Source organism: Rhodococcus sp. I2R (assembly GCF_020889545.1).
GTDB lineage: Bacteria > Actinomycetota > Actinomycetes > Mycobacteriales > Mycobacteriaceae > Rhodococcoides.
In genome coordinates, this window is the sequence record NZ_JAHUTG010000033.1 from 1 (window position 1) to 21,615 (window position 21,615).

Genomic DNA, 21,615 nt, shown 5'->3' on the forward strand with positions numbered 1-21,615 from the left:
GCCGAAGGCAAAACCAAACGCGACATCATTCGCTGCCTCAAACGAGCCGTCGCCCGCGAAATGTTCCAACTCCTCACCCACAAAACCACCGCTTGACACTCATAGGAGCATCACATGCGACGACGTCGCCTTCTCCAACTCCTCGAGCGCGTTCTCGAGGTGCGTCAGGATTCGCTGCAGGTGCGGGACGCTGCGGCGGCAACCGATGAGACCGAAATTGAGTGAGTCACCGTTGCTTGCGACGGTGATGTTGAGGGCCATGCCGTCGGCCACGATGGACGCGGGATAGATGCCGTCGAGTTTGCCACCGTTCCAGTACAGGTCTTCCTTCCTGCCGGGGACGTTGGAGATGATGACGTTGAACGGCGGCGGGGTGTTGGCCACGAAGCCGGGCACGGGCGCAAAGAGCAGGGGCAACAATGCGACAGCTCCGAAGGCCAGCGATTCGAGAGTGTTGAACTCTCGCATCATCTCCTTGCCCCGCGAAGACGAGTCGGTGATGCGCTGCAGCCGGGCCAGGGGGTCGGCCTCGTCCGTGCCCAGGTTGCACAGGATCGCCGAGACGGAGTTGCCCGACTCCTTGTCCTCCCCCGGCTTGCGGAGAGAGACCGGAACCATCGCGACGAGCGGGGCGTCGGGAAGCGCTTCCTGATCGATGAGGTAGCTGCGGAGGGCACCGGCGCACATGGCGAGCACGATGTCGTTCAGTTTGACGTCATATGTCTTCGCTACCGCGGACATCCGGCTGATGGACCAGCTTTCGGCCGCGAACCGCCGCGCACCCCCGATGGGCACGTTGAACATCGTCCGAGGGGCCCGCAGCGGCAACTGCGCGCCCTCGTGGCGTAGCGCGCGCACGCTCAGTCGCGTCACGGCAGGCACGAAGTCCACGACGTCACCGGCCAGTTTACGACCGAACGACAACCCGCCGGTGATCTTCGCCAGCGTCGACGATGCCTCCGGACGTTTCTTGTCATGAAAAAGTGACGGATCCCAGGTGGCGACGCCGTTTCGATCGTCGGGATCGGTGGTGAAGGTGTTCAGCATGAGCTTGAGCGCGGAAACGCCGTCGACGAGCGAGTGATGCACCTTGGTGTAGACGGCGATGCGCCCGTCGGCGAGACCCTCGATGATCTGCAGCTCCCACATCGGCCGGTATCGGTCGAGTGGGGTGCCATGGTTGAGCGAAATGAACTGGAACAGTTCACGAATGCGTCCGGGTGCGGGCAGTACGACCCGGCGCACGTGGTACTCGAAGTCGATCTCGGGTTCACGGGACCAGGCGAGGCTGCCCATGACATTGACAGGTCGTCCCGGTCGTTTCCGGAACAGCTCGTGCACGTTCTCCGAGGTGAACTTCTTGTGGATCAGCTCCGCGAACTCGTGCGGATCGCCCGGCGGCACGAATAATTGCAGGCCGCCGACATGCATTGGGTGCTCTCTGGATTCGGCGATCAAGAACATGGATTCGGTAACGGGCATGAGCGCCATGAGCGATAAACTTTCTGCCTGGATTTGATCACAGTGTGACATCGAAGTGACATCGAACACGACCATACGTTCAAGCAACCCGAATCACGGGCTAATGTCCAGGTACTAGGAGTTCCAAGTACCAGGATTGGAGGCGAGGGCGATGAATCCCGTGCTTACCGCACTGAAGCGTCCGCAGCCAGCGCCGAGAAGCGTCTCGACCAGGCTCGACATGGCCGGAAGCAGCCTGCAGTCTCGCGCGCTGGCAACGTATCTACAGTTCACGGTCCGCCCGTTTCTGTCGGTATGGGCCAAAGCCCCCAATCTTCCCTGGCCGATGAGTGTCGTCGACTACGCCGGAATGCTCATGCCACCGCTCAAAGGCACCGATACCCGCAGTGTGATGCTGGCGGAATGCGAGGCCGAGTGGATTCGCGCGGAAGGCGTCGGCAACGAACGCGTCGTGCTCTACCTGCACGGCGGCGCTTTCGTCTGCTGCGGCCTCAACACCCACCGACGGTTGACATCGCGGGTCTCCCAGAGCGTCGACGCACCGGTCCTCTCGGTCGACTACCGGATGATGCCACGCAATCCCATCTCTCATGCGGTGGAAGACGGTGTCGACGGCTACCGGTTCCTCCTCGACTCGGGTTACCGCCCCGATCAGATCTTCATCGCCGGTGACTCGGCGGGCGGATACCTCTCGTTCATGGTGGCGCTGACGCTGCGAGATCTCGGCCTGCCCACGCCGGCCGGCATCTTCACCATGTCACCGCTGACCGATATGGACCCGACAGGCAAGATCGAGCACGCGAACGCGTCGAAGTGCGCGGTGTTCCCTTCCGGTGCCGTGCCCGCGCTGACGGTGCTCGCCGACCGCGTCGAGGCGCGAATCGTCGTCGACGGCCATCGGGGACCGCGGGTTTCGCCCGTCGACGCCGACCTCACCGGCCTTCCGCCCGTGCTCATCCAGGCCGGGTCCACCGAAATCGTCCTCGCCGACGCCGAACTGATGATCGAACGTCTCGAAGCGGCCGGGGTTCACTGCGAATTGCAGGTATGGGAAGACCAGGTCCACGTGTTCCAAGCCGCGGATTTTGTTCCCGAATCACATCGCGCACTACGGGAAATCGGTGCTTTCGTGCGTAGTCACAGCGCGTTACCGAACGTAACAGGCACTGCCTGAGATACCTTGACGAACATGGCTGTTACAGGAAACAAAGAGGTCGTCATCGAAGCCGACCCCGCCGCAGTTCTCGACGTTCTCTCCGATGTGGAAGCGCTGCCGTCATGGTCGCCCGTTCACAAAAAGGTCGAAATCGTCGACCGAACCGAGGACGGAAAACCGTACCGGGTGAAGATGGCTGTGTCGATCCTCGGCATCAACGACGATCAGGTCGTCGAATACACATGGTCCGATACCAAGGTCACCTGGGACCTCGTGGAAAGCTCGCAGCAGAAGGCCCAGCACGGCGAGTACACGCTGACCGCAACGGACAAGGGCACACACGTCGACTTCTCGTTGACCGTCGACCCGAAGATCCCGGTGCCCGGATTCCTCGTCAAGAGGGGGACCAAGACCATCCTCGAAGCCGCCACCGAGGGGCTACGTCAACAGGTCGTCGGCTGACCGGTCATTCCGCAGGCTCCACTCGGGGTTCTGCTCATTCCGCAGGCTCCACTCGTGCCGCGAGGACGGCCTCGTAGAGCTCGCGCTTGCTGACACCGCCGACAGCCAGCTGGGCACAGGCGTCCTTCAACCGCATGCCCGACGCCACCAGCTCCTCGACGTCGTCGACGAGATCCTCCGGTTCCGAGGCGACGGGCTGCGCCCCGGCGAGAACGACGGTGATCTCTCCGCGGACGCCGCCGGTGGCCCACGCGGCCAGTTCGCCGAGGGTTCCCCGCTTGACCTCCTCGTAGGTCTTGGTGAGCTCTCGGCACACTGCCGCCCTGCGGTCGCCGCCGAGCACCGTCACCGCGTCGTCGAGGCTGGCTGCGAGACGGTGCGGGGCCTCGAAGAAGACGCAGGCACGCGGCTCGGTCTTCAAGGATTCGAAGAATGTCATTCGCTGCCCCTGCTTGCGCGGCGGGAAGCCGTCGAAGCAGAACCGCTCCACCGGCAGACCGGACAGTGCCAGCGCAGTGGTCACCGCGGATGGACCGGGCAGGCACGTGACGGGGAGGTCGTGCTCGACGCAGGCTGCGACCAGCCGGTAGCCGGGATCGCTCACCGACGGCATCCCGGCGTCGGTGACGAGTAGGACGGTCTTGCCCTCGCGTACGGCGTCGACCAGGCCGGGTAGGCGCGCAGTCTCCACCTGGTCGTAGAAGCTGACGACCTTTCCCGTGATCACCACCCCGAGTCCCGACGCGAGATGCTTGGTGCGCCGGGTGTCTTCGGCGGCGACGACGTCGGCCGTGGCCAGTGCGTCGCGCAGGCGTTGGGACGCATCACCCACGTCGCCCATGGGTGTAGCGGCAAGGATCAGCATGCTCCCATCGTCTCTCACTCGGCGCCGACGCCTACGATCGGCATGTGGCCATGTTGACCGAGCGGTTTGTAGTCAGTCCCGGTCCCACGTCCCCAGCAGCCGATTACTACCGGGACCACGACCGACTCCGGGGTTGGATCGTCACCCTCGTCATCACGGTGATCGCTGCGGTCACTCGATTCGCGATGCTGCGATACCCGACGGACGCCGGTACACCCGTCTTCGACGAGAAGCATTACGCGCCGCAGGGCTGGCAGGTGCTGACCGGCGGTGGCGTCGAGGACAACCCGGGCTACGGGCTCGTGGTGCATCCGCCCGTCGGCAAGCAGTTGATCGCCGTCGGCGAGGCCCTGTTCGGCTACAACGGTTGGGGTTGGCGCTTCTCCTCTGCGTTGGCCGGAACGTTGCTGGTGCTCATCGTCGTGCGCATCGTACGGCGGCTGGCACGATCTACCCTGGTCGGCGCAATCGCGGGCATTCTGCTGATCGTCGACGGCGTTTCGTTCGTGTCCTCGCGGATCGGGATGCTCGATATCTTCCTGGCCTTCTTCGTCACCGCGGCTCTGGGCTGTCTGGTCGTCGACCGCGACGAGATGCGTCGGCGCTATGCGACGGTGCGCAGCGAGGGCCGCATGGCGGCGAGCCGCTTCGGGCCCCGAATGGGTGTGCGTTGGTGGCGCTTCGGCGCAGGTGTCCTATTGGGTCTCGCGTGCGGGACCAAATGGTCCGGCCTGTATTTCATCGCGTTCTTCGGGCTGCTGTCGGTGGCGTTCGATGTCGCGGCGCGCCGATCGAGCGGCGTCGAGCGCCCGTGGATCGGCACCGCGGTCCGCGACCTCGGTCCAGCGCTGTACGCGCTAGTTGTCATTCCGGTGATCGTCTACCTGAGCACGTACACAGGCTGGTTCGCGAGCGAGACCGGAGTGGATCGACACGCCGTCGGCAACGAGATCGGCACCGGTGGGCCGTTCTCCTTCGTGCCGGCCGCGCTGCGGTCGCTGTGGTACTACAGCGGCAATGTGCTGACGTTCCACTCGAGCCTGACCAACTCGGCCGGCAACGTCCATCCGTGGGAGTCCAAGCCGTGGACGTGGCCGATGGGGCTGCGTCCGATGCTGTACTACTTCGCCGATGGCGGAACAGTCGAGGGCTGCTCGGCGAACACGTGTGTGAAGGCGATCATGCTGATCGGCACGCCCGCGATGTGGTGGCTCGCGGTGCCGATGCTGCTGTGGTCACTGTGGATGGTGTTGGTTCGCCGCGACTGGCGATTCGCGGTGGTCCTCACCGGCTACGGCGCCGGCTTGCTGCCCTGGTTCCTCACCCTCGACCGGCAGATGTACTACTTCTATGCCGTGACGTTGGCGCCGTTCATGGTGATGGGTTTCGCGCTCGTTCTCGGCCAGATCATCGGCCGCGCGCAGGCGTCCGCCGAACGACGCGGCACCGGGCTCATGCTGGTGAGTCTCTACCTGGCACTCGTGATCGCGAATTTCGTGTATCTGTGGCCGATTCTGACGGCGATGCCGATCACGCCCGAGCTGTGGCAGCAGCAGCTGTGGCTCCCGAGTTGGCGGTAGGCGCTTCGCGCATGTGCGTGAAAATACATAGAGGGCTATGTATTTCCACGCACATGCGCCGAAGGCGTCTACATGCCGAAACTGGTCTTGCCGCCGAGGGCATTGTCGAGGCTGATGCGTCCGGCGCCGACGGCAGCCAGCACGAGCGCACCGACGCCGAGCGCGACTACCAACTCGTATCCGCCTTCGCCGACGAAGACTCCGTTTTCGTAGTGCACGAAGACGAATGCTCCGAGCATGTTGAGGAACAACAGAATCCCCACGATCGGGGTGAAAATGCCCAGGAGGAGGGCAGCTCCGCCGACCAGTTCGACGAAGGTCGCGAAGTACGCGGAGATCTCGGGGAGCGGTACCCCCATCCCCTCGAATCCGGCCTTGGTGGCATCGAGGCCGTTGGTGTCGAATTTCTGCCAACCGTGCGCGATGAATACGACGCCGAGGCCGATGCGGGCAACGAGCGTTGCGATGTCTCGGAAAATGGACGAGTTCATGTCAGATCCTTCGGGCGCGACGATGAGAACTCGCCAACCCTGACACGCCTGAGTTGAAGCGTCAACTCACCCTCGTATGGCCCTGCTCACGAAGTCGAGAATCTTGTCGTCGTCGAGGCCGAGCGCGCGGAGTTCGGCAACATACGCGGTCGCGGCTCGACCCGCGCTGTCCTCCGTCGGATCACCGCCCGAGGAGATGAACGTCCCGAGCCGTCCACGAGCCTCGATGACGCCCTGTGCCTCCAACTCCCGATACGCCTTGGCCACCGTGTGCGGCGCTATGCCCAACTCCTCGGCCAGCCCGCGAACGGTGGGGATCTTGGTCTCGGCGATGAGCGCACCCGTGCGAACCTGCTCGAGAATGCCCGCACGCAGTTGCTCGTACAGGGGTGTCTTCGACGACGGGTCGACGTGTACTCGCATGATTCGAATCTAGACCGCTTCGATTGCATCCTCGATGCGCGTCTCACCGGACGTGAGCATCAAGGTCTTTCCTGCCGTGGACGGAGACTGCAGCAGAGCCGCGATGACGGCTGCAACGTCGGCGCGCGGCACCGTGCCACGCTCGAGCGGCGGCGCCGACAGTGCGATGTGCCCCGTGGGATCGTCGTCGGTGAGTCCGCCGGGCCGAAGGATCGTCCACTCGAGGTGGCTGCGGCGTTTCAGGTCCTCCTCGGCTGCAGTTTTCGCCTCGATGTAGGCCTTCCAGGTGTCACCGGCATCATCGGGTACGGGTTCACCGGCACCGAACGAGCTGATCTGCACGAACCGCTTCACTCCGGCCTTCTCGGCAGCGTCCGCGAGAAGCACCGCGGCACCGCGGTCGACGGTGTCCTTGCGTTCGATGCCACCCGACGGACCCGCGCCAGCTGCGAACACGGCGGCATCGGCGTCGTGCATGAGCGCAGCAACGTCGTCCACCGAGGCCGTTTCCATATCGATCACCTCGGGCAGAGCGCCCAGCGCGGTGACGGCAGAGATGTGGTCGGGATTGCGTATCAGCGCCACCGCACGATCACCCCGCGCAGTGAGCACCTCGATGAGGTGCTGCGCGATCTTTCCGTGTCCTCCGGCAATTACTACTCGACGATCAGTCATGTCGATCGCCTACCCAGCGGGCATCGTCGACAAACTCGCCGCGCCAGGGCGCGTCAAGGCACCAGTGAATCTCGCGATACCGGACACGACATGCACCTCGGACCGCCGCGGCCTGATCCGAGTTCGGAACCACTGATCCGCAGCACCTCGATTCCCGACGCCTCGAGCCGGGCGTTGGTCTCGACGTTGCGCTCGTAGGCGACGACGACGCCGGGCGCCAGCGCTAGCGTGTTGTTTCCGTCGTCCCACTGCTCCCGTTCGGCGGTAACATGGTCGAGGCCGGTGTCGATGACCCGGAGTTTGCCGATACCCATCGCGTCGGCGGCGGCGGTGAGGAACGGATCGGCTCCGCGGATGGACACACCGTCGTCCTCGCTGCGAATCGTGAACGCGGACAATGTGTGTTGGATCGCCGGGTACATCACGACGGCGTCGACGTCGACCATCGTGCAGACCGTGTCGAGGTGCATCGATGCTCGCTCCTGCGCGATCGGAACCACGAGTACGGTGTGGGCGAGTTTGTCCTCGAACAGGCTGCGCGCCAGGGCCTCCGCGCCGGCCGGTGTGGTCCGCTCCCCGACCCCGACCGCAACGACTCCTGGCGAAAGCAGCAACACGTCGCCACCTTCGACCGGAGCCGTCCTCGACTCGTATGCGCGTCGCACTCCCAGAAACCTGGGGTGAAAGGCGTAGATGAGGTCGGTGAGCGTGGTTTCCCGCAGCCGAGCGGGAAGCGCCAGCGATGTGATCGCGACACGGTTTCCGATCCAGAACGACGAGTCGCGGGTGAAGAGCAGGTTCGGCAGCGGGTCGATGACGAAGTCTGCGCCGTGGTGCATTCGGCGTACCAGCGACGCGCCACTGAGTTCGGGTTCCCCGCTTTCGGCGGCGAGAAGCTCGTCGAACGTCATTCCTGCCATCAGAATCGAGGACAATGCGTCGGCAGGCACGCCGCGCAGGTGGGTCGTGAGATCGCGGGCGAGTGCCCGGCCCAGGCGACGCTCGTTGACGGCCGCCGAGATCCCCTGCATGCGAGCGGCCCCGCTCACCGTCATCGCTTCGGTGAGCAGATCGCCGAGCAGCAACACCTCGACACCGCGGCCACGCAGCAACTCGGCGAAGGTGTCGTGCTCCTCCTGCGCCCTGTCCACCCACGGCACACCGTCGAAGAGAAGTTGGTCGTTGTTGCGCGGCGTCAGACGCCGAAGCTCGTCGCCGGGGCGGTGCAACATCACCGTGCGAAGTGTGCCGACCTCCGAGTCAGCGCCGAGTTCTGCAGTCATCCCGATACGGTAACGCCCCGACCGGTCGTACTGCAGGGTCGAGGGCGATCACTCGGCGACGAACATCGGCCTGCCTGCCACCGGGTCGGTGATGATCCGAGCGCGGACCCCGAAGACGTGCTCGAGCAGGTGCGCTGTGACGACTTCTGCTGGATGGCCGTCGGCGACGATCGCGCCATCACGCAGAGCCACGATCCGATCACTGTAGCGGGCAGCCTGATTGAGGTCGTGGAGCACCATCACCACCGTCTTCCCGTGCGTCCGAACCAGGTCGACGACCAATTCCAGCAAATCGATCTGATGACGGACATCGAGATAAGTCGTCGGCTCGTCCAGCAGCAGGATCTCTGTCTCCTGCGCCAATGCCATTGCAATCCAAGCGCGTTGACGCTCGCCACCCGAGAGTGAATCGAGTTTTCTCTCCGCGAAGGTTTCGATTCCGGTCAGCGACATCGCTCGCTGCATCGCCTCGTCGTCGCACCGCCGCAGCATCGACAGGGCTCCGAGCCGAGGATAACGACCCTGCTCGACGAGTTCGCGTACCCGCAGTCCCGGCGGTGCGACGGCGGTCTGAGGGAGGATCGCGAGGCGACGAGCTATGTCGATCGACGATCGCTCACCGAGGGGGGGGTGCCGTCGAGCCGGACAACCCCGCAGCGGGGCCGCAGAACCCTGGCCAGCGCCATCAGCAGCGTCGACTTACCGGACCCGTTGGGTCCGACCAACGCGGTGACGGTTCCTCTTTCGACTGCGAAGTCGAGGTGTTCGGAGATCACCCGGTTGCGGTAGCCGAGCGACAGGTCGACGGTGTCGAGAATCGGTACAGCAATGCCCTCGGTCATCGTGCTTCCTTCCTGATCAACCAGATGAGATAGGGCGCACCGAGGAGAGCCGTCACCGCGCCCACGGGAAGTCCGGACACATTCGGACCGCTGCCCGGGAGATCGAGGGACACGCTGAACGCGAGCAGGTCGGCCGCCGACAGCAAAACGCTGCCCCCGATCATGCTGACGGGAATGAGGTCGCGATGGTCGCCGCCGACCACGGCCCGCGCAGCATGAGGTGCCATCAACCCGACGAACGCGACGGCACCGGCCGCGGTGATCGCCGTCGCCGCCGCAAGCACCGCAATGCCGAGCAGCAGCAGGCGCGTCCGATCGGGACGAATGCCCAGACCGGTCGCCGCGGTGTCGCCGAGCACGAGCACATTCGCGCGCGATGCGCAGAGCAGCCCCGCCGGGATCAGGATAATTACCCAGGGCCACAATTGATTCCAGTCAGCCTGGGTCCTGGCGTTGAGCGAGCCGATCAGCCATCTCAACACCACACCCATCGGCTGGGCATCGACGACGAGGAGCAGTGAGGTCACCGCGGCGAGAACGGCGCCGATGAGAATGCCCGCGACGGCAAGTGATCGACGCCCCAGTGCATACAGCGCGATTCCGGCGACGGCGGCACCGAGCAGAGCCGCGATATGCGCGCCGTATTGCCCGGAGAAGAGCAGGATCGACACCACTACGCCCAATGCGGCACCGGAGCCCACGCCCGTCGTGGACGGTTCGGCCAATGGGTTTCGCATGACCGCCTGCAGGAGCACCCCGGACAGTGCCAGCAACGCGCCTGCTGCAAGTCCGACGAGTACGCGCGGCAACCTGTACTTCCAGACGATGATCTCGTGCACCCGTATCTCGGAGGTGCCGGTCAGTACTCGTATCGCATCCGACGCCCCCAGCTCGCTGCGGCCCGAGACGATATGCGAGACGATCAACCCGGTGATGCACGCGAGGCCGAGCAGCACGATGAACCGCACCTTCACCGGGCATGGTCCTGCCTGCGTAGCGCGAGCAGCAGAGCGGGGACACCGATCAACGTGGTGGTGATTCCCACTGGAATCTCGATCGGGTAGAGCGCGATTCGAGACACCAGGTCCGCGCTGGCAAGGAGCAGCGCGCCGAGGATCGGCGTCAGCACGAACACCCGTCGCGAACTCGCCGTGCGCAGTATCCAGCGGGCGAGGTGCGGGGCCAGCAGCGCAACGTACGCGACCGGTCCGCAAACCGATGCCACCGCTGCCGTGAGTACGGCCGCGCACACCAGGGCCATCACCCGGGTGGGGACCACGGAGATGCCGAGACCTGCAGCGACGTCGTCGCCGAGTGCGAGTGCAGCAACTCGATGCCGCAGGATCAATGCGACCGGGATGAACACGATCAGCCACGGCGTCACGACGCCCAGATGTGGCCAGCCTCGCTCGCTGAGGCTGCCGAGGAGGTAGCGGAATAGCAGCGGGAGATTTCCTTCGGTGCCGAGGCTGACGAGAGCGATGACCATTCCGGAGGCGAGTGCGCTGACGGCTGCACCGAGCAGCACCACCCGGGTGGGATCACTGGTGGGCCCGACGGCTGTGATCACCGCGGTGCCTGCCACGGCAGCACCGAACAGGGCGAGGTACGGGAGGGCTGCGAGGGGCGCCGGGATGGCGAGCACTGCCACGGCCGTCAGCGCGACGGCTGCGCCTGCGGAAACACCGAGGATCTCCGGTCCTGCAATTCTGTTTCGCAGCACATCCTGCATCAACGCGCCGGCCAGTCCGAGCGCGGCGCCACCGAGAAGACCGAGCAACGCTCGCGGCAGCCGCACCACCGCGACGTGGGTGTGCAGGGGATTCGATGCGTCCAGGAGGGCTTGCACCGCATGTGCCGGGCCGATGGCCGGGTCGCCGAGGCACAGCGCGAGCGCAACGAGCCCAATGGCGGCGCAGATACCCAGGGCGAGCAGACCCCTATCGCTAATGGTTATCATTTCGCATCACATCATTCTGCAAGGGAGATTCCATGCGCAAGTTGCTCGCTTCACCCCGACCTAGAGCGCTGGGCTTACTCGCCGTCGCGGCGTGTGTCCTGACAGCCTGCGGTGGTGGCGGGTCCGAACCCGACGCCGCCGCTACCACCGCCGATTCGGCGATCACCGTCACCGACGATCTCGGATCCGTAGTCACATTGGATGCGCCCGCGGAGAGGATTGCGTGCCTGACACTCATCTGTGTCGATGCCCTGAAAGAGGTCGGCATCACCCCCGTTGCATATCGGGAGGATCTCGCCCTCGATCCCCGCTACGCCGGTCCTGATGCGGAGATGCGCAAGATCACCGGCGGCTTCGGGGAGGAGAACGTGGAGGACATAGCTCTGTCGGAGCCTGATCTGGTCATTGGCCTCGGTGGAGTGCAGGACGGCCTACGAGGTGCCGTGGAGGAGGTCGCCCCGATGTACCTGGTCAACCCCGCCACCTGGCAGGACTCGGTCGAGTTCTTGCGTACCGTCGGCGAATTGACGGCCAGGCAAGCCGAGGCGAATGCCGCCGCCGAGGCCTTCACCGCAGAGGTCGAGGCAGCCGCGGAGCGACGAAGCGAGGTGACGACACTGTCGATGTACGGCGAACCGGGCAGCCTCGGGGTCGACTCCGTCGCCACTCCGGTCGGATCGCTGCTCGCGGAGGTCAGCAACTACCCGTGGCAGGCCGGAACCGACGCATTCGCCACGGTCTCAGTGGAGCAAATCGCTGCTGTCGATCCGGATGTAGTTTTTGCTCAGGCATTTTCGTCAGGATCCGACAGTGAGCCGTTGTCGGATCGACTGGCCTCCAATCCGCTCTGGGCCGGCATTTCGGCGGCGCAGAACGATCGAGTGGTCGAGGTGGATGCGGGCGTGTGGGCAACGGGTCGCGGAACGGTCTCGTTGCGGATGGTCCTCGAGACGGTGATGGCGGAACTCGACTGGAACTGACTCCCTTATTGAAAATGATTGTCATGTGTCGTAGGGTTGCGTTGCTCGACTCGTTCGAGCAACACGAATCGGTTGCGCAGCAACCGGTTTCCCAACAGGAGAAGGAGCACCATGAACGACAACGATCTGTTCCGTTCGATTCAGGCACCCGTGTCACTCGCGACGCACTCCGCTGGCCACAGCAACGCCCTGGTGGAGAACCCCTTCGAGGACACCGAGAGCACCGAGGACTGATCCTGTCGGAGGCCTGCGCACGTGGTGCGCAGGCCTCCGTCCAGGGCGACATCATGCATCTCGCACCCAGAACCGAACTCTACGAATCCGATTCGAGCTTCGTACTCCGTACCGCCGACGACGAACACTTCGCACTGTCACTCGGCTGTGACGAGTTCGACGAGCTCGCAGCGGCATTGTCGAGCAACACGCCGCCGGAGTCCGACAGGCCTCGCGCCGCGCTGTCTGCCTTGATCGCCGCGGGGCATGTGTCGGTGGATGATTCGGTGGAGGCCATCTCGGTGGAAGGCAGCGGCCGATTGGCCTCGGCGCTGACCGGTCTCCTGATGCGCACCGGCTCTTCGCTACTGCCACCGGGAGAGTCCACCCGATCCATAGCCGTGAGTGATGACGAGGCCGAGACACTCACGCCTGGCGGGCACATCTCGTGCTTCCGCGACGGGAACCTGTCCGTCATCGTTCCCGACGGTGTGCAGTTGACCGATGTCCGAGCACGTCGCGCCGCATCGAGCCTGCATCGACGCCGCATCGAAGACGGCTACGCCCCGGTCCCCCATGGCCGACGGTTGTCCTCACCTGTCCATCCGATGTCCGTTGCGTCCGCTGAGTTCGTCGCTGCACAGGTGATGGTCGAGGTGTTCTTCCCGACGACGGCGCCGCATCGAGTGACGGCAATCGACTTGCGCACCCTGCGCCTGTCCTGCCATCCCGTTCTACCGATGCCGGAACCGCCGCGGTGACGCCGCAGGGGTGCACTGTCGGTGGGCTCCGCACCTTCGTGCATCGATCGAGGCGTCCACGGGCGGTGTTGTTCATTCGCACCCCCTACAACAGTGAAACCCATCTCGCCGAAGCCTCACACTGGGCGCAACTCGGTTTCACCACCGTCGTGCAGGACGTTCGCGGCCGATACGGTAGCTCCGGAGCATTTCGTCCATATGATCTGGAGGGTGCCGACGGCATGGCCTCGATCGAGTGGATGACGCAGCAGCCGTGGTGGCCGGATGCGCCGAGGTTGGTACTGTACGGCGCCTCGTACGGAGCTCACTGCGCCGTCGAGACTGCCGCGGCGGCAGAGCGATCCGGATTCGAGCAACTGATCGGCGTATCGGTCGTCGTCCCGGCTCTGGGAATGGGAGAGACTGCCAGAAACAAGGACGGGGCCTTCTATCTGGCTTCTCGGCACGGTTGGTGGGCCCAGCACGGTGACAGTGCCGTGTCGCAGCAGGAGTCGCGCGCGTCCGATGTGCTTCTGACACTTCCTGTCTCGGAGATCGGCGCAAAATCCGATCCGCCGATCACCTCGTGGCACTCTGTTTTGTCTGCCCTCAGGTCGGATGAAGAGCGATCGCGCACAGTGGCGCGAATGACGATTCCGCTGCTGGCACAGGGCGGGACCGCGGACTGGTTCGCGCAGGATACCGTCGACCTCTTCTCGTGGTGGGGCGGACCGTCGGCTCTGGCGCTTGGACCATGGGACCACGGAATGCGTGGATCCGGTCGCGGCGAGCGCATGAGCTGTTGGCTCGACGACGTACTGGAGCGCCATCCATGGACCGGCGCTCGGTTGTACGGCGCGTCCGATGGCCCCGCACATCACCTGGACGCGTGGCCGACGGCGGTGGAGAAAACAACCATGCCGGGCGGCAGCTTCGACGCAGATCCGCTGCAGCCCTTCCCTTCCTGCGATCTCGGGGCCGATGTCGGCTTCCTGCTGGGGCGTTCGGATTGCCTGGTACGGGCGGTGCCGTCGCGAGCGGGCATCGCTGTCGGATCCCCCATGGTCAGAGTGGACACCGCCGAGAGCAACCGGCATTGGGGGGCAATGCTCGTCGTCCACCGACGGGACGGCCGGGCTGAGCAGCTGGCGCAGGGCATGTCGCTGGACAACACAGTCCATCTCGGCCCGATATCCACACGCATTCACTATGGAGAGGAACTGTCGGTGATCGTCTCGGCCCACTCGTTCCCGCGTCATGCACGTGATCTACAGACCGGCGAGGACCATCTGCACGGCCGTCGCACGCAGGCCGTCCGTCGCACGGTGCGCGGCATCGTCGTGGAGATGCCCGCATGAGCGCCCCTGTTCTGACTGCCGAGGACCTCGTCGATCCGTTGACCGGGGTGATTCGAGCTCTGCATCCGGTGGAACGTGTCGACGGCATGCCGCGTCGGTACGTGGGCCTGACCGCAGAAATCGCCGACACCCGTGCTCACGGTAACTGGCCGTGCGATCTGGTCTCGCTCGGCACCACCTTCGCAGACGAGGACGGTGCGCGAATCGCAGCGATAGGCGAGGCAGTGGAACGGTACTGCGGAAACCATGTTCGAGAAGGACTTCGGTACGCCACGGCCGCGGAACTCCGGGCGACGAACGTGCGCCATTGGGGTCCGGACCATCTCGGGTTCTTCGCGCCATGGCAGCTGCAGTCCGAGGGCTTCCCCTTCGAACAGTTCACCGAGGACACACCGATCGCCTGGGTGGACGGTGTCGGCGCCGACAGGTCTCGCGTGGCGATTCCGGCGTCGTACGTGTACCTCAACTGGCGCACCGGAAGTCGAAAGCGTGATCCGTGGATTCACCATCTCAACTACGCGGGTATCGCGACCGGCCAGGGACTCGGCGATGCGGCGGCGCGCGGACTGCTCGAACTCGTCGAACGTGATTCACTGTCGCTGTGGTGGCATCTCAATCTGCCCGCGCGAGGCATCGATCCGGCGTCGGTCCCCGGTCTCATCGACGATCTGGGCGATTCACGACTGCAGTGTCACCTTCTCGAACTCCCGTCGTACTTCGGGGTTCCGGTGGTAGCAGCAGTGATACACGACCCCGAACTCGGGATTGTCGCAGGAGGGTTCTCCGCGAAACTCGACCCCGTAGCGACTGCGCGCAAAGCGGTTCTCGAAGCGATCCACAGCTGGGTCTTCACCCGGGGACTGCTCGACGCCGACGGATGGGTGTTCGGGTCGATGCGCGCCGGCGTGCTGTCCTCGGGTCTGTATCTCGAGCATCGTGCCGATCGCACCTATCTCGACGCCGCTGGTCCGCGAAGCGAACATGTCCGAGATCTGGGTGCTCAGGCGCAGGTGTGGCTGGATCCACGAGTTCAGGCGTCGTTGCTGCCACGGTTCACCGACCCGTCCGAGGTGGTGCCGATCGACGCTCTCCCGCAGGGCACCTCCGAGGGTCTGCGGGCTGCTCTCTTCGCTGCCGGCCACGAGGTCGTCGTCTGCGATATCACCACCCCCGACGTTGCACTGACGCCGCTGCGGGTGGCGCGTGTGTGCGCCTCGGGTCTGATTCCCAACGCCCCGGCAGCTTTTCCATACTTCGGGTTGCCGCGGTGGCGGGAGATCGCCCGACGGTATGCGCCCAACTGCGACCCGGCGGATCCGAGCACCTTGTTGCTGACACCACCACCGAGCCTGTGACGCCGTTTCGTCGCTTCGTTCTGGCACGCGCAATCGCCTGGATCGGCAACGCGATGTCCATCGTCGCGGTGCCGATGCTCGTCTACCAGCTCACCGGTTCACCGCTGTTGTCCGGTGTCGCGTTCGCGGTGGAAGCCCTGCCCTATCTGCTGTTCGGGCTGCTGGCCGGCGCCTTCGCCGACAGGGTCGATCGAAAACGGGTGCTGTTGGCGACTCAGCTTGCCAGCGCATGCGCGCTGGCAAGTATCCCGGCGGCACACCTGTTCGGATCGGTGACGATTGCCCACCTCCTGCTCGTCTCGTTCAGCACTTCGACACTGTTCGTGTTCTTCGACGCAGCCTCCTTCGGCGTCGTACCTGCGCTTGTCGGCCGAGATTCCATCGCCGACGCGACAGGCACCCTGGTGAGTGTCGGCACTGTCATCGGGATAGCCGGCCCGCTTCTCGGCGGAGTCGCTGCGACGACGTTGGGTCCGCCTGGTGCGATCGCAATCGACGCGTTGTGTTTTCTCATCGCAGCCATCGTGACTGCGACGGTCACCCTGCCGGCTGGAGCTGCGGCTTCGATGGCCGGCTCGACGCTTCGCACGTCGATCGTCGAGGGCCTCGACTTCATCTGGCGTCATCGCGTGGTTCGTGCGCTGACCACCGTCGGCATCGGGGTGAGCCTGGCCAACGGCGTGGTGGTGGGGCTGATGGTGGTCGTCGGCGTCCGGAAACTCGGACTGAACGAGGGCGACGCGCGACTCGGCTCACTCTATGCGGCGACGGCGCTGGGAGCGTTTCTGATCAGCCTTGTCAGCGCACGCATTCAGCGGGCGGTCGGCACCGGTGTCATCACCTGCGCAGGATTGCTCGTCGCATTCTCGGCGATGCTGGCATGGTCCACCACCGGCGTTCTGGCGGTGTCGTTGGTCGTACTCGTCGTCTATCAGGCAGCCAACACGATGATCGTCGTCAATGGCATCGTGGTGCGGCAGTCCGTAACTCCCGACGGTCTCCAGTCCAGGGTGAACACCACGGCACGAATGATCGCGATGGGCGGAACTCCATTCGGCGCGGCAGCGGGTGGAGCGGTAGCCGAAATGTTCGGTGTCACCGCGGCAATCGTGCTGGGAGCGTGCGCGCTGGCTGCCGCAGGCGCAGTGGCGTTGCGGCTCGGGGTCCCTCGGCTACCGCTGCTCGCCGACCTCACCGCGTCCGCCGAGCGCGAACGCCAATAGCGGGACCGAGTCATCAGGCAGACCAACCAGATTCGCGATGTGGTCGTCATAGAACCCGGACACCGCGCAGCCTGCCAGTTCGAGAGCGGTGGAGACCAGGTACAGGTTCTGCGCGGCGATCCCAGCATCGACGTGGAGGGTGCGATAGTGACGTTCGGTGTACTTGACGAGTGTCTTGTCCAGGCGCCCGGCGAGAACGACGAACACCGATGCACGCGCTGCGAATTGCGGTTGCACGAGGCAGGATCCGAGCGCCTCGACACAGGGTCCGGTACCTGTTCGGTGGAGCACGTGTGCGCTTGGCTCGAAAACATAGGTACCGACCGCAATGTCACCGATTCGGCGAAGGACGACAAGATGCACGTCGAGCGAATCCAGTCCACCCGCGGAGGGGTTCAGCCGTAGCGTGCGGGGAGGTCCGTTCGGCGCAGCCGTCGTACGCCCCGGGCCCAAGGCCCACCCGAGCAGCGTGGAGAGACGATCCCGGTCCAGCGGGCCGAAACGGTATCGCGAGCGCCGTTCACCCAGGACTTCCCCCAATGCGACCGAGGGCAGTGATGCCGGTGCACCGAGCGCGACGGTTCCGTGTGCAGCGGCCAGTGGCGTTCTCGCCCCGAAGCCTCCTGGATCGACGAGCAACCGGTGCACAGTAAGCGCACGGCGGATTCGCGCATGCGGTGAATCCTTCGGCATGAAGTTCTGCCCCCCACATTCGGCAACGGAAACCATTGTCGATTCTATCGCGAACGCTTCTCGGTCTACCGTGTACGCATGCCGATGCCGGATTGGAAAACCCGCGAGCTGAGCCCCGGCCAGCTTGCCGAGCGCAGCGGGGTCGCGGTGTCCGCGCTGCACTTCTACGAGAAGCAGGGCCTGATCACGAGCAGGCGCACCTCGGGCAATCAGCGCCGCTATCACCGCGACACGCTGCGGCGTGTGGCGTTCATCCGCATCTCGCAGAAGGTGGGCATTCCGCTCGCACGGATCCGCGACGCCCTGGCCGAACTACCCGAGGAGCGAACGCCGACGAAGCGTGATTGGGCCCGGCTCTCGCAGCACTGGCATGCCGACCTCGACCATCGGATCGCCCAATTGATCAGGTTGCGTGACGATCTGACCGGTTGCATCGGGTGCGGATGCCTGTCTCTGTCGAGTTGTGCGTTGGCGAACCCCGGTGATGAGTTGGCCGAGAACGGCCCCGGGGCCCGCAGGCTCGACGTCGATCTATGAGGGCTTCTTCAGGAGCTTGCTGAACTGGTCGTTGGCCTTCTGCAGTACGAACTCGTAGGGCGGTGCGAACTTGCGTGCCCACCAGTAGCCGAAACGGATGTCGTTCGACGAATACACCAGGTATCGATTCTTCTCGATGCCCTCGAGGATGGCCTTTGCCACTGTCGATGGCTCCACAGCCCGCTTCTCGAATCGATGCTGCAGCTTCTGCACTCGCGGGTCGTCTCGCTCGACGCCGGCGATCTCCAAGGTGTCGACCAACCCCGTCCTGACTCCACCGGGAACGACGAGGCTGACGCCGATACCGTGCCGCTTGAGGTCGTACCGCAGCACCTCGGACGCGCCGCGCAATCCGTACTTGCTCGCGCTGTATGCCGCGTGCCACGGCAATGGAATCAGTCCCGCCGCCGAGGACACGTTGACCAGATGCCCTCCGCGCCCAGCCCGCACCATCGGCGGTAGGAAGTTCTCCATCACATGGATGGGTCCCATCAGGTTGACGTCGATCATCGATTTCCAGTGCCGATGCTCGAGATTCTCGACGGTTCCCCACGCGGAGATTCCGGCGACGTTCATCACGATGTCGAGGCTCCCTGTGGCCTCGTGCACTTCGGCGGCGAACGCGGTGACCGCGTCGTAGTCGGACACGTCGAACGCCGAGGACATCGACACCGCGGAGCCCGCCTGCGCCACAGTCTCTGCCAAACCGACCTCGTTGATGTCGGTCAGGTAGAGCTCGGCGCCGGCCTGCGCCGCCAGGAGTGCCGTCGCACGTCCGATGCCGCTACCGGCTCCAGTGATGAACGTCTTCTTGCCTCTGAGACTTGCGATCCCCGTCGAACCCCTCAACTGCATGGACCATCCCCCGTGTCGGCTGCATCGTCTTTCCCGCACCCTACGCGTCGGTCGATTTGTCTCGGCTCGATCCGGGCGGAAGACTCGGCACTCGGGAAGCAACACGACGAGAGGAACGCGATCATGGCCATCGTTTCCAGGGGTTTCGTCGGGAAGCGTCGCGGAGACGAGACACGCACCCCGCCGGGCCAGTACCTCACCGACGATTTCCCGGTGCTGTCGGTTGGTCCGACGCCACGTGTGGACACCGACCGCTGGCAATTCGGCATCACCACCGAGATGGGCGAGAAGCATCGTTGGAGTTGGCGCGAGATGCTCGACCTGCCGGCCGAGAAACCGACCGTCGACATACATTGCGTCACCAAGTGGTCCAAACTGGACACTCTGTGGCGCGGCGTTTCCCTGGACACTCTGCTCGCAGGTATTTCGACGACCGCGACGCATGTGATGGCGCACGCATACGACGGCTACACCACCAACCTGCCTCTCGACGAGTTGCGAGGCGGAAAGGCCTGGCTGGCATACGAATACGACGGCAAGCCGCTGCACCCGGAGCACGGTGGCCCAGCTCGGCTACTGGTTCCGCACCTGTACTTCTGGAAATCAGCCAAGTGGGTGCAGAATCTGACGCTGCTGCTGGGTGACGAGCCCGGATTCTGGGAGCGCAACGGCTACCACGACTACGGAGACCCGTGGCAGGAGCAGCGGTACCAGGGAGACTGACTCGAATGAAATGGCTCGTGGCCACGCTGATCGACAAACGTACCGAGACGGCGAGCGCGAGCACGCTGGTCTTCGAGGTCGACGGCTGGCCCGGACACAAACCCGGTCAACACGTCGACGTACGTCTCACCGCCGAGGACGGCTACAGCGCGCAACGCAGCTACTCGATGGCCACTCCGGCGCACGGCAACACCGTCGTTCTGACGATTCAGACCGTGGACGACGGCGAGGTGTCACCGTATCTGACGGGCGTGCTGGAGATCGGCGAGCAGATCGAGTTGCGCGGGCCAGTCGGGGGTTGGTTCGTCTGGGATTCGTCCGATCGTGCGCCGGTACTGCTGATCGCCGGCGGGTCCGGCATCGTGCCGTTGATGGCGATGATTCGCGCACGTGCGCAAGCCGAGCGCAAGACGCCGTTTCGACTTGTGTACTCGGTGCGCTCGGAGGCCGAGTTGATGTACGCCACCGAGTTGCGCGCACTTTCCGGGGGCATCGAGGTCAGCGTGCGATACACGAGACAGGCGCCCGACGGCTATCGCGGACGACTCGGTCGTCTCACCGATACCGACATCGCCGAGGCAGGGTGGCCACCTGATTTCGCGCCGAAGTGCTTCATCTGTGGACCGACGAGGTTCGTCGAAACCGTCGCAGACATTCTCGTTTCCGCGGGGCACCTACCGCCCCGTATCAAGACGGAGCGGTTCGGACCCTAGAGCTTCGGATTCGAGAGCTTCGAACCCGTGGTTCAGTGCCGTCGGGACATCTCGTCGCGATAGTCGGCGACGGTGCGTTCGATGCGCGTCGCATCGTCCTCGTCACCTCGGCGACGTGCGTCGTCGGCACGGCTCTGCAGTGTCTTGATTGCTTTGCGTAGCTCGGAGTCGGACATTCTGTGTTGCGTAGTTGTGTGTTCCATAACACACAGTGTCCACTCGGTTCCGAGACTGAGCAAGCACCCGCTACACGGTCAGGGAGTCTGAGACCATGTCGGCTGAGGGTACGAAGCTGGACAGGCTGCGAGCTGCGAATTCGCGGAAGTACGCCAGCTTGTGCGGCGGCACGAGCGAGGGCAGCACGGTGTTCCACACCTTCTCCATGCGCGAAGGCGCACTCTCGAGCGTGGACTGCGCCTCGGACACCATCAACACACCGGCGAGCATTTCGCAGACGAGCAGCGAGGCATTGGCGGAGTCGAGATGATCGGCGACGTCACCGTGCTCGATGGCCCGATCGAAGAGATGCTCGAAGATGTTGCCCCAGGTGCCGAACACGCTTCCGCGGGCAGTGTCGGACCCGTCGACCTCCATCTGCAACCGGTACATCACGCGAACGAGCGTGTCGGACGCGGCGAGTTCGAGTACCGAATACGAGATTCCGATGACGGATTCGAGTGCGGGCGACCTGCTGTCAACGAGACCGGCGCACGCAGCGGACACGCGCTCATGCCCCTCGTCGACGATGGCGCGGGCAAGCTCCTCTTTCGAGGCGAAGTGGAAGTACAGCGCGCCCTTCGTGACGCCGGATTGAGCCGAGACCTGACTCAGGGTCGCATTGGCGTGCCCCACGTCGATAAACAGATCCGCTGCCGCTCGGAGCGCTGCTGCTCGCGTAGCTTCTGCTCTCAGTTGCCTGACCATGATCTTTCACCCCTGCCCAGTTGCCTACGATGACCCCGACGCCACCTCGGTTGGACCACGTGCTGTCTGGCTGAATCCGTTT

The 21,615-nt window shown here is 64.6% G+C and carries 26 protein-coding genes; 12 read left to right on the forward strand and 14 right to left on the reverse strand.

What is annotated here, in order from left to right; genetic code table 11:
* Positions 1 to 99: 99 nt before the first annotated feature.
* Positions 100 to 1,491: a wax ester/triacylglycerol synthase family O-acyltransferase gene (locus tag KVY23_RS22925; RefSeq protein ID WP_230558315.1), complete on the reverse strand. Its 1,392-nt coding sequence runs from the start codon at positions 1,489 to 1,491 to the stop codon at positions 100 to 102.
* A 142-nt stretch (positions 1,492 to 1,633) separates the two neighbouring features.
* Between KVY23_RS22925 and KVY23_RS22930 the strand changes: the two genes are divergently transcribed.
* Together KVY23_RS22930 and KVY23_RS22935 are read left to right on the forward strand one after the other, a co-directional pair.
* A complete protein-coding gene (locus KVY23_RS22930) occupies positions 1,634 to 2,656 on the forward strand; it encodes an alpha/beta hydrolase (RefSeq protein ID WP_230558316.1) in 1,023 nt (340 codons plus the stop codon).
* A gap of 15 nt (positions 2,657 to 2,671) precedes the next feature.
* A complete protein-coding gene (locus KVY23_RS22935; RefSeq protein WP_206510204.1) occupies positions 2,672 to 3,100 on the forward strand; it encodes an SRPBCC family protein in 429 nt (142 codons plus the stop codon).
* Between the two features lie 34 nt (positions 3,101 to 3,134).
* Here the strand turns inward: KVY23_RS22935 and rsmI are convergent, their stop codons facing one another.
* Positions 3,135 to 3,965, reverse strand: a complete 831-nt coding sequence (gene rsmI / locus KVY23_RS22940; protein WP_230558317.1) for a 16S rRNA (cytidine(1402)-2'-O)-methyltransferase — start codon at positions 3,963 to 3,965, stop codon at positions 3,135 to 3,137.
* A 50-nt stretch (positions 3,966 to 4,015) separates the two neighbouring features.
* On the opposite strand from rsmI, the gene KVY23_RS22945 reads away from it, so the two are divergent.
* Complete coding sequence (locus tag KVY23_RS22945; protein ID WP_230558344.1) at positions 4,016 to 5,545, forward strand: dolichyl-phosphate-mannose--protein mannosyltransferase; 1,530 nt, start codon at positions 4,016 to 4,018, stop codon at positions 5,543 to 5,545.
* 68 nt (positions 5,546 to 5,613) lie between these two features.
* Here KVY23_RS22945 and KVY23_RS22950 read toward each other — a convergent pair whose 3' ends face one another.
* The 8 genes from KVY23_RS22950 to KVY23_RS22980 all read right to left on the reverse strand — a co-directional run bounded on the left by KVY23_RS22950 (position 5,614) and on the right by KVY23_RS22980 (position 11,219).
* Entirely contained in the window at positions 5,614 to 6,036 is a 423-nt protein-coding gene (locus KVY23_RS22950; RefSeq protein WP_230558318.1) for a DoxX family protein, read from the reverse strand.
* Positions 6,037 to 6,102: 66 nt separating this feature from the next.
* Entirely contained in the window at positions 6,103 to 6,459 is a 357-nt protein-coding gene (locus KVY23_RS22955) for a GntR family transcriptional regulator (protein ID WP_075837228.1), read from the reverse strand.
* Between the two features lie 9 nt (positions 6,460 to 6,468).
* Positions 6,469 to 7,134: an NAD(P)-binding oxidoreductase gene (locus tag KVY23_RS22960; protein ID WP_230558319.1), complete on the reverse strand. Its 666-nt coding sequence runs from the start codon at positions 7,132 to 7,134 to the stop codon at positions 6,469 to 6,471.
* Positions 7,135 to 7,187: 53 nt separating this feature from the next.
* Positions 7,188 to 8,417 carry an arginine deiminase gene (gene arcA, locus KVY23_RS22965; protein ID WP_230558320.1) on the reverse strand — a complete coding sequence of 410 codons (1,230 nt, stop codon included), beginning with the start codon at positions 8,415 to 8,417 and terminating at the stop codon, positions 7,188 to 7,190.
* A gap of 48 nt (positions 8,418 to 8,465) precedes the next feature.
* Positions 8,466 to 9,074 (reverse strand): ABC transporter ATP-binding protein, encoded by a 609-nt coding sequence (locus KVY23_RS22970; protein ID WP_308071116.1) that lies wholly within the window; start codon positions 9,072 to 9,074, stop codon positions 8,466 to 8,468.
* Positions 9,014 to 9,259, reverse strand: coding sequence for an ABC transporter ATP-binding protein (locus KVY23_RS25220; RefSeq protein ID WP_308071114.1), 246 nt, complete (start codon positions 9,257 to 9,259; stop codon positions 9,014 to 9,016). The genes KVY23_RS22970 and KVY23_RS25220 overlap by 61 nt, the downstream gene beginning before the upstream one ends.
* Positions 9,256 to 10,233, reverse strand: a complete 978-nt coding sequence (locus tag KVY23_RS22975; protein WP_230558321.1) for an iron ABC transporter permease — start codon at positions 10,231 to 10,233, stop codon at positions 9,256 to 9,258. Before KVY23_RS22975 ends, KVY23_RS25220 begins: the two co-directional genes overlap by 4 nt.
* Entirely contained in the window at positions 10,230 to 11,219 is a 990-nt protein-coding gene (locus KVY23_RS22980) for an iron ABC transporter permease (protein ID WP_230558322.1), read from the reverse strand. Before KVY23_RS22980 ends, KVY23_RS22975 begins: the two co-directional genes overlap by 4 nt.
* 32 nt (positions 11,220 to 11,251) lie before the next feature.
* Between KVY23_RS22980 and KVY23_RS22985 the strand changes: the two genes are divergently transcribed.
* From KVY23_RS22985 to KVY23_RS23005, 6 genes are all read left to right on the forward strand, one after another.
* Complete coding sequence (locus tag KVY23_RS22985; protein WP_230558323.1) at positions 11,252 to 12,199, forward strand: ABC transporter substrate-binding protein; 948 nt, start codon at positions 11,252 to 11,254, stop codon at positions 12,197 to 12,199.
* Positions 12,200 to 12,310: 111 nt separating this feature from the next.
* Entirely contained in the window at positions 12,311 to 12,433 is a 123-nt protein-coding gene (gene amiA, locus KVY23_RS25045) for a streptamidine family RiPP (protein WP_241260029.1), read from the forward strand.
* Between the two features lie 53 nt (positions 12,434 to 12,486).
* A complete protein-coding gene (locus KVY23_RS22990) occupies positions 12,487 to 13,173 on the forward strand; it encodes a hypothetical protein (protein WP_230558324.1) in 687 nt (228 codons plus the stop codon).
* Between the two features lie 65 nt (positions 13,174 to 13,238).
* Complete coding sequence (locus KVY23_RS22995; protein ID WP_230558325.1) at positions 13,239 to 14,510, forward strand: CocE/NonD family hydrolase; 1,272 nt, start codon at positions 13,239 to 13,241, stop codon at positions 14,508 to 14,510.
* Positions 14,507 to 15,865: a YcaO-like family protein gene (locus KVY23_RS23000; RefSeq protein WP_230558326.1), complete on the forward strand. Its 1,359-nt coding sequence runs from the start codon at positions 14,507 to 14,509 to the stop codon at positions 15,863 to 15,865. The genes KVY23_RS22995 and KVY23_RS23000 overlap by 4 nt, the downstream gene beginning before the upstream one ends.
* On the forward strand, positions 15,862 to 17,088 hold the full coding sequence (locus KVY23_RS23005; RefSeq protein WP_230558327.1) for an MFS transporter: 1,227 nt from the start codon (positions 15,862 to 15,864) through the stop codon (positions 17,086 to 17,088). The genes KVY23_RS23000 and KVY23_RS23005 overlap by 4 nt, the downstream gene beginning before the upstream one ends.
* Here the strand turns inward: KVY23_RS23005 and KVY23_RS23010 are convergent.
* Complete coding sequence (locus tag KVY23_RS23010; protein ID WP_230558328.1) at positions 17,038 to 17,781, reverse strand: SagB family peptide dehydrogenase; 744 nt, start codon at positions 17,779 to 17,781, stop codon at positions 17,038 to 17,040. The genes KVY23_RS23005 and KVY23_RS23010 overlap by 51 nt on opposite strands.
* A gap of 78 nt (positions 17,782 to 17,859) precedes the next feature.
* On the opposite strand from KVY23_RS23010, the gene soxR reads away from it, so the two are divergent.
* Positions 17,860 to 18,318: a redox-sensitive transcriptional activator SoxR gene (gene soxR / locus KVY23_RS23015; protein ID WP_206510193.1), complete on the forward strand. Its 459-nt coding sequence runs from the start codon at positions 17,860 to 17,862 to the stop codon at positions 18,316 to 18,318.
* On the opposite strand, the gene KVY23_RS23020 is transcribed toward soxR, so the two are convergent.
* Positions 18,313 to 19,173 (reverse strand): SDR family oxidoreductase, encoded by an 861-nt coding sequence (locus KVY23_RS23020; RefSeq protein ID WP_230558329.1) that lies wholly within the window; start codon positions 19,171 to 19,173, stop codon positions 18,313 to 18,315. The two genes, soxR and KVY23_RS23020, sit on opposite strands and share 6 nt — an antisense overlap.
* Before the next feature lie 123 nt (positions 19,174 to 19,296).
* Between KVY23_RS23020 and KVY23_RS23025 the strand changes: the two genes are divergently transcribed.
* The gene (locus KVY23_RS23025) at positions 19,297 to 19,896 is read left to right on the forward strand and encodes a sulfite oxidase-like oxidoreductase (RefSeq protein WP_206510192.1); all 600 of its coding nucleotides are present in this window, start codon (positions 19,297 to 19,299) and stop codon (positions 19,894 to 19,896) included.
* A gap of 5 nt (positions 19,897 to 19,901) precedes the next feature.
* Positions 19,902 to 20,609: a ferredoxin reductase gene (locus KVY23_RS23030; RefSeq protein WP_230558330.1), complete on the forward strand. Its 708-nt coding sequence runs from the start codon at positions 19,902 to 19,904 to the stop codon at positions 20,607 to 20,609.
* Positions 20,610 to 20,641: 32 nt separating this feature from the next.
* On the opposite strand, the gene KVY23_RS23035 is transcribed toward KVY23_RS23030, so the two are convergent.
* The gene (locus KVY23_RS23035; RefSeq protein ID WP_187346646.1) at positions 20,642 to 20,785 is read right to left on the reverse strand and encodes a hypothetical protein; all 144 of its coding nucleotides are present in this window, start codon (positions 20,783 to 20,785) and stop codon (positions 20,642 to 20,644) included.
* A gap of 70 nt (positions 20,786 to 20,855) precedes the next feature.
* Positions 20,856 to 21,533: a ScbR family autoregulator-binding transcription factor gene (locus KVY23_RS23040; RefSeq protein WP_230558331.1), complete on the reverse strand. Its 678-nt coding sequence runs from the start codon at positions 21,531 to 21,533 to the stop codon at positions 20,856 to 20,858.
* Positions 21,534 to 21,615: the final 82 nt, after the last annotated feature.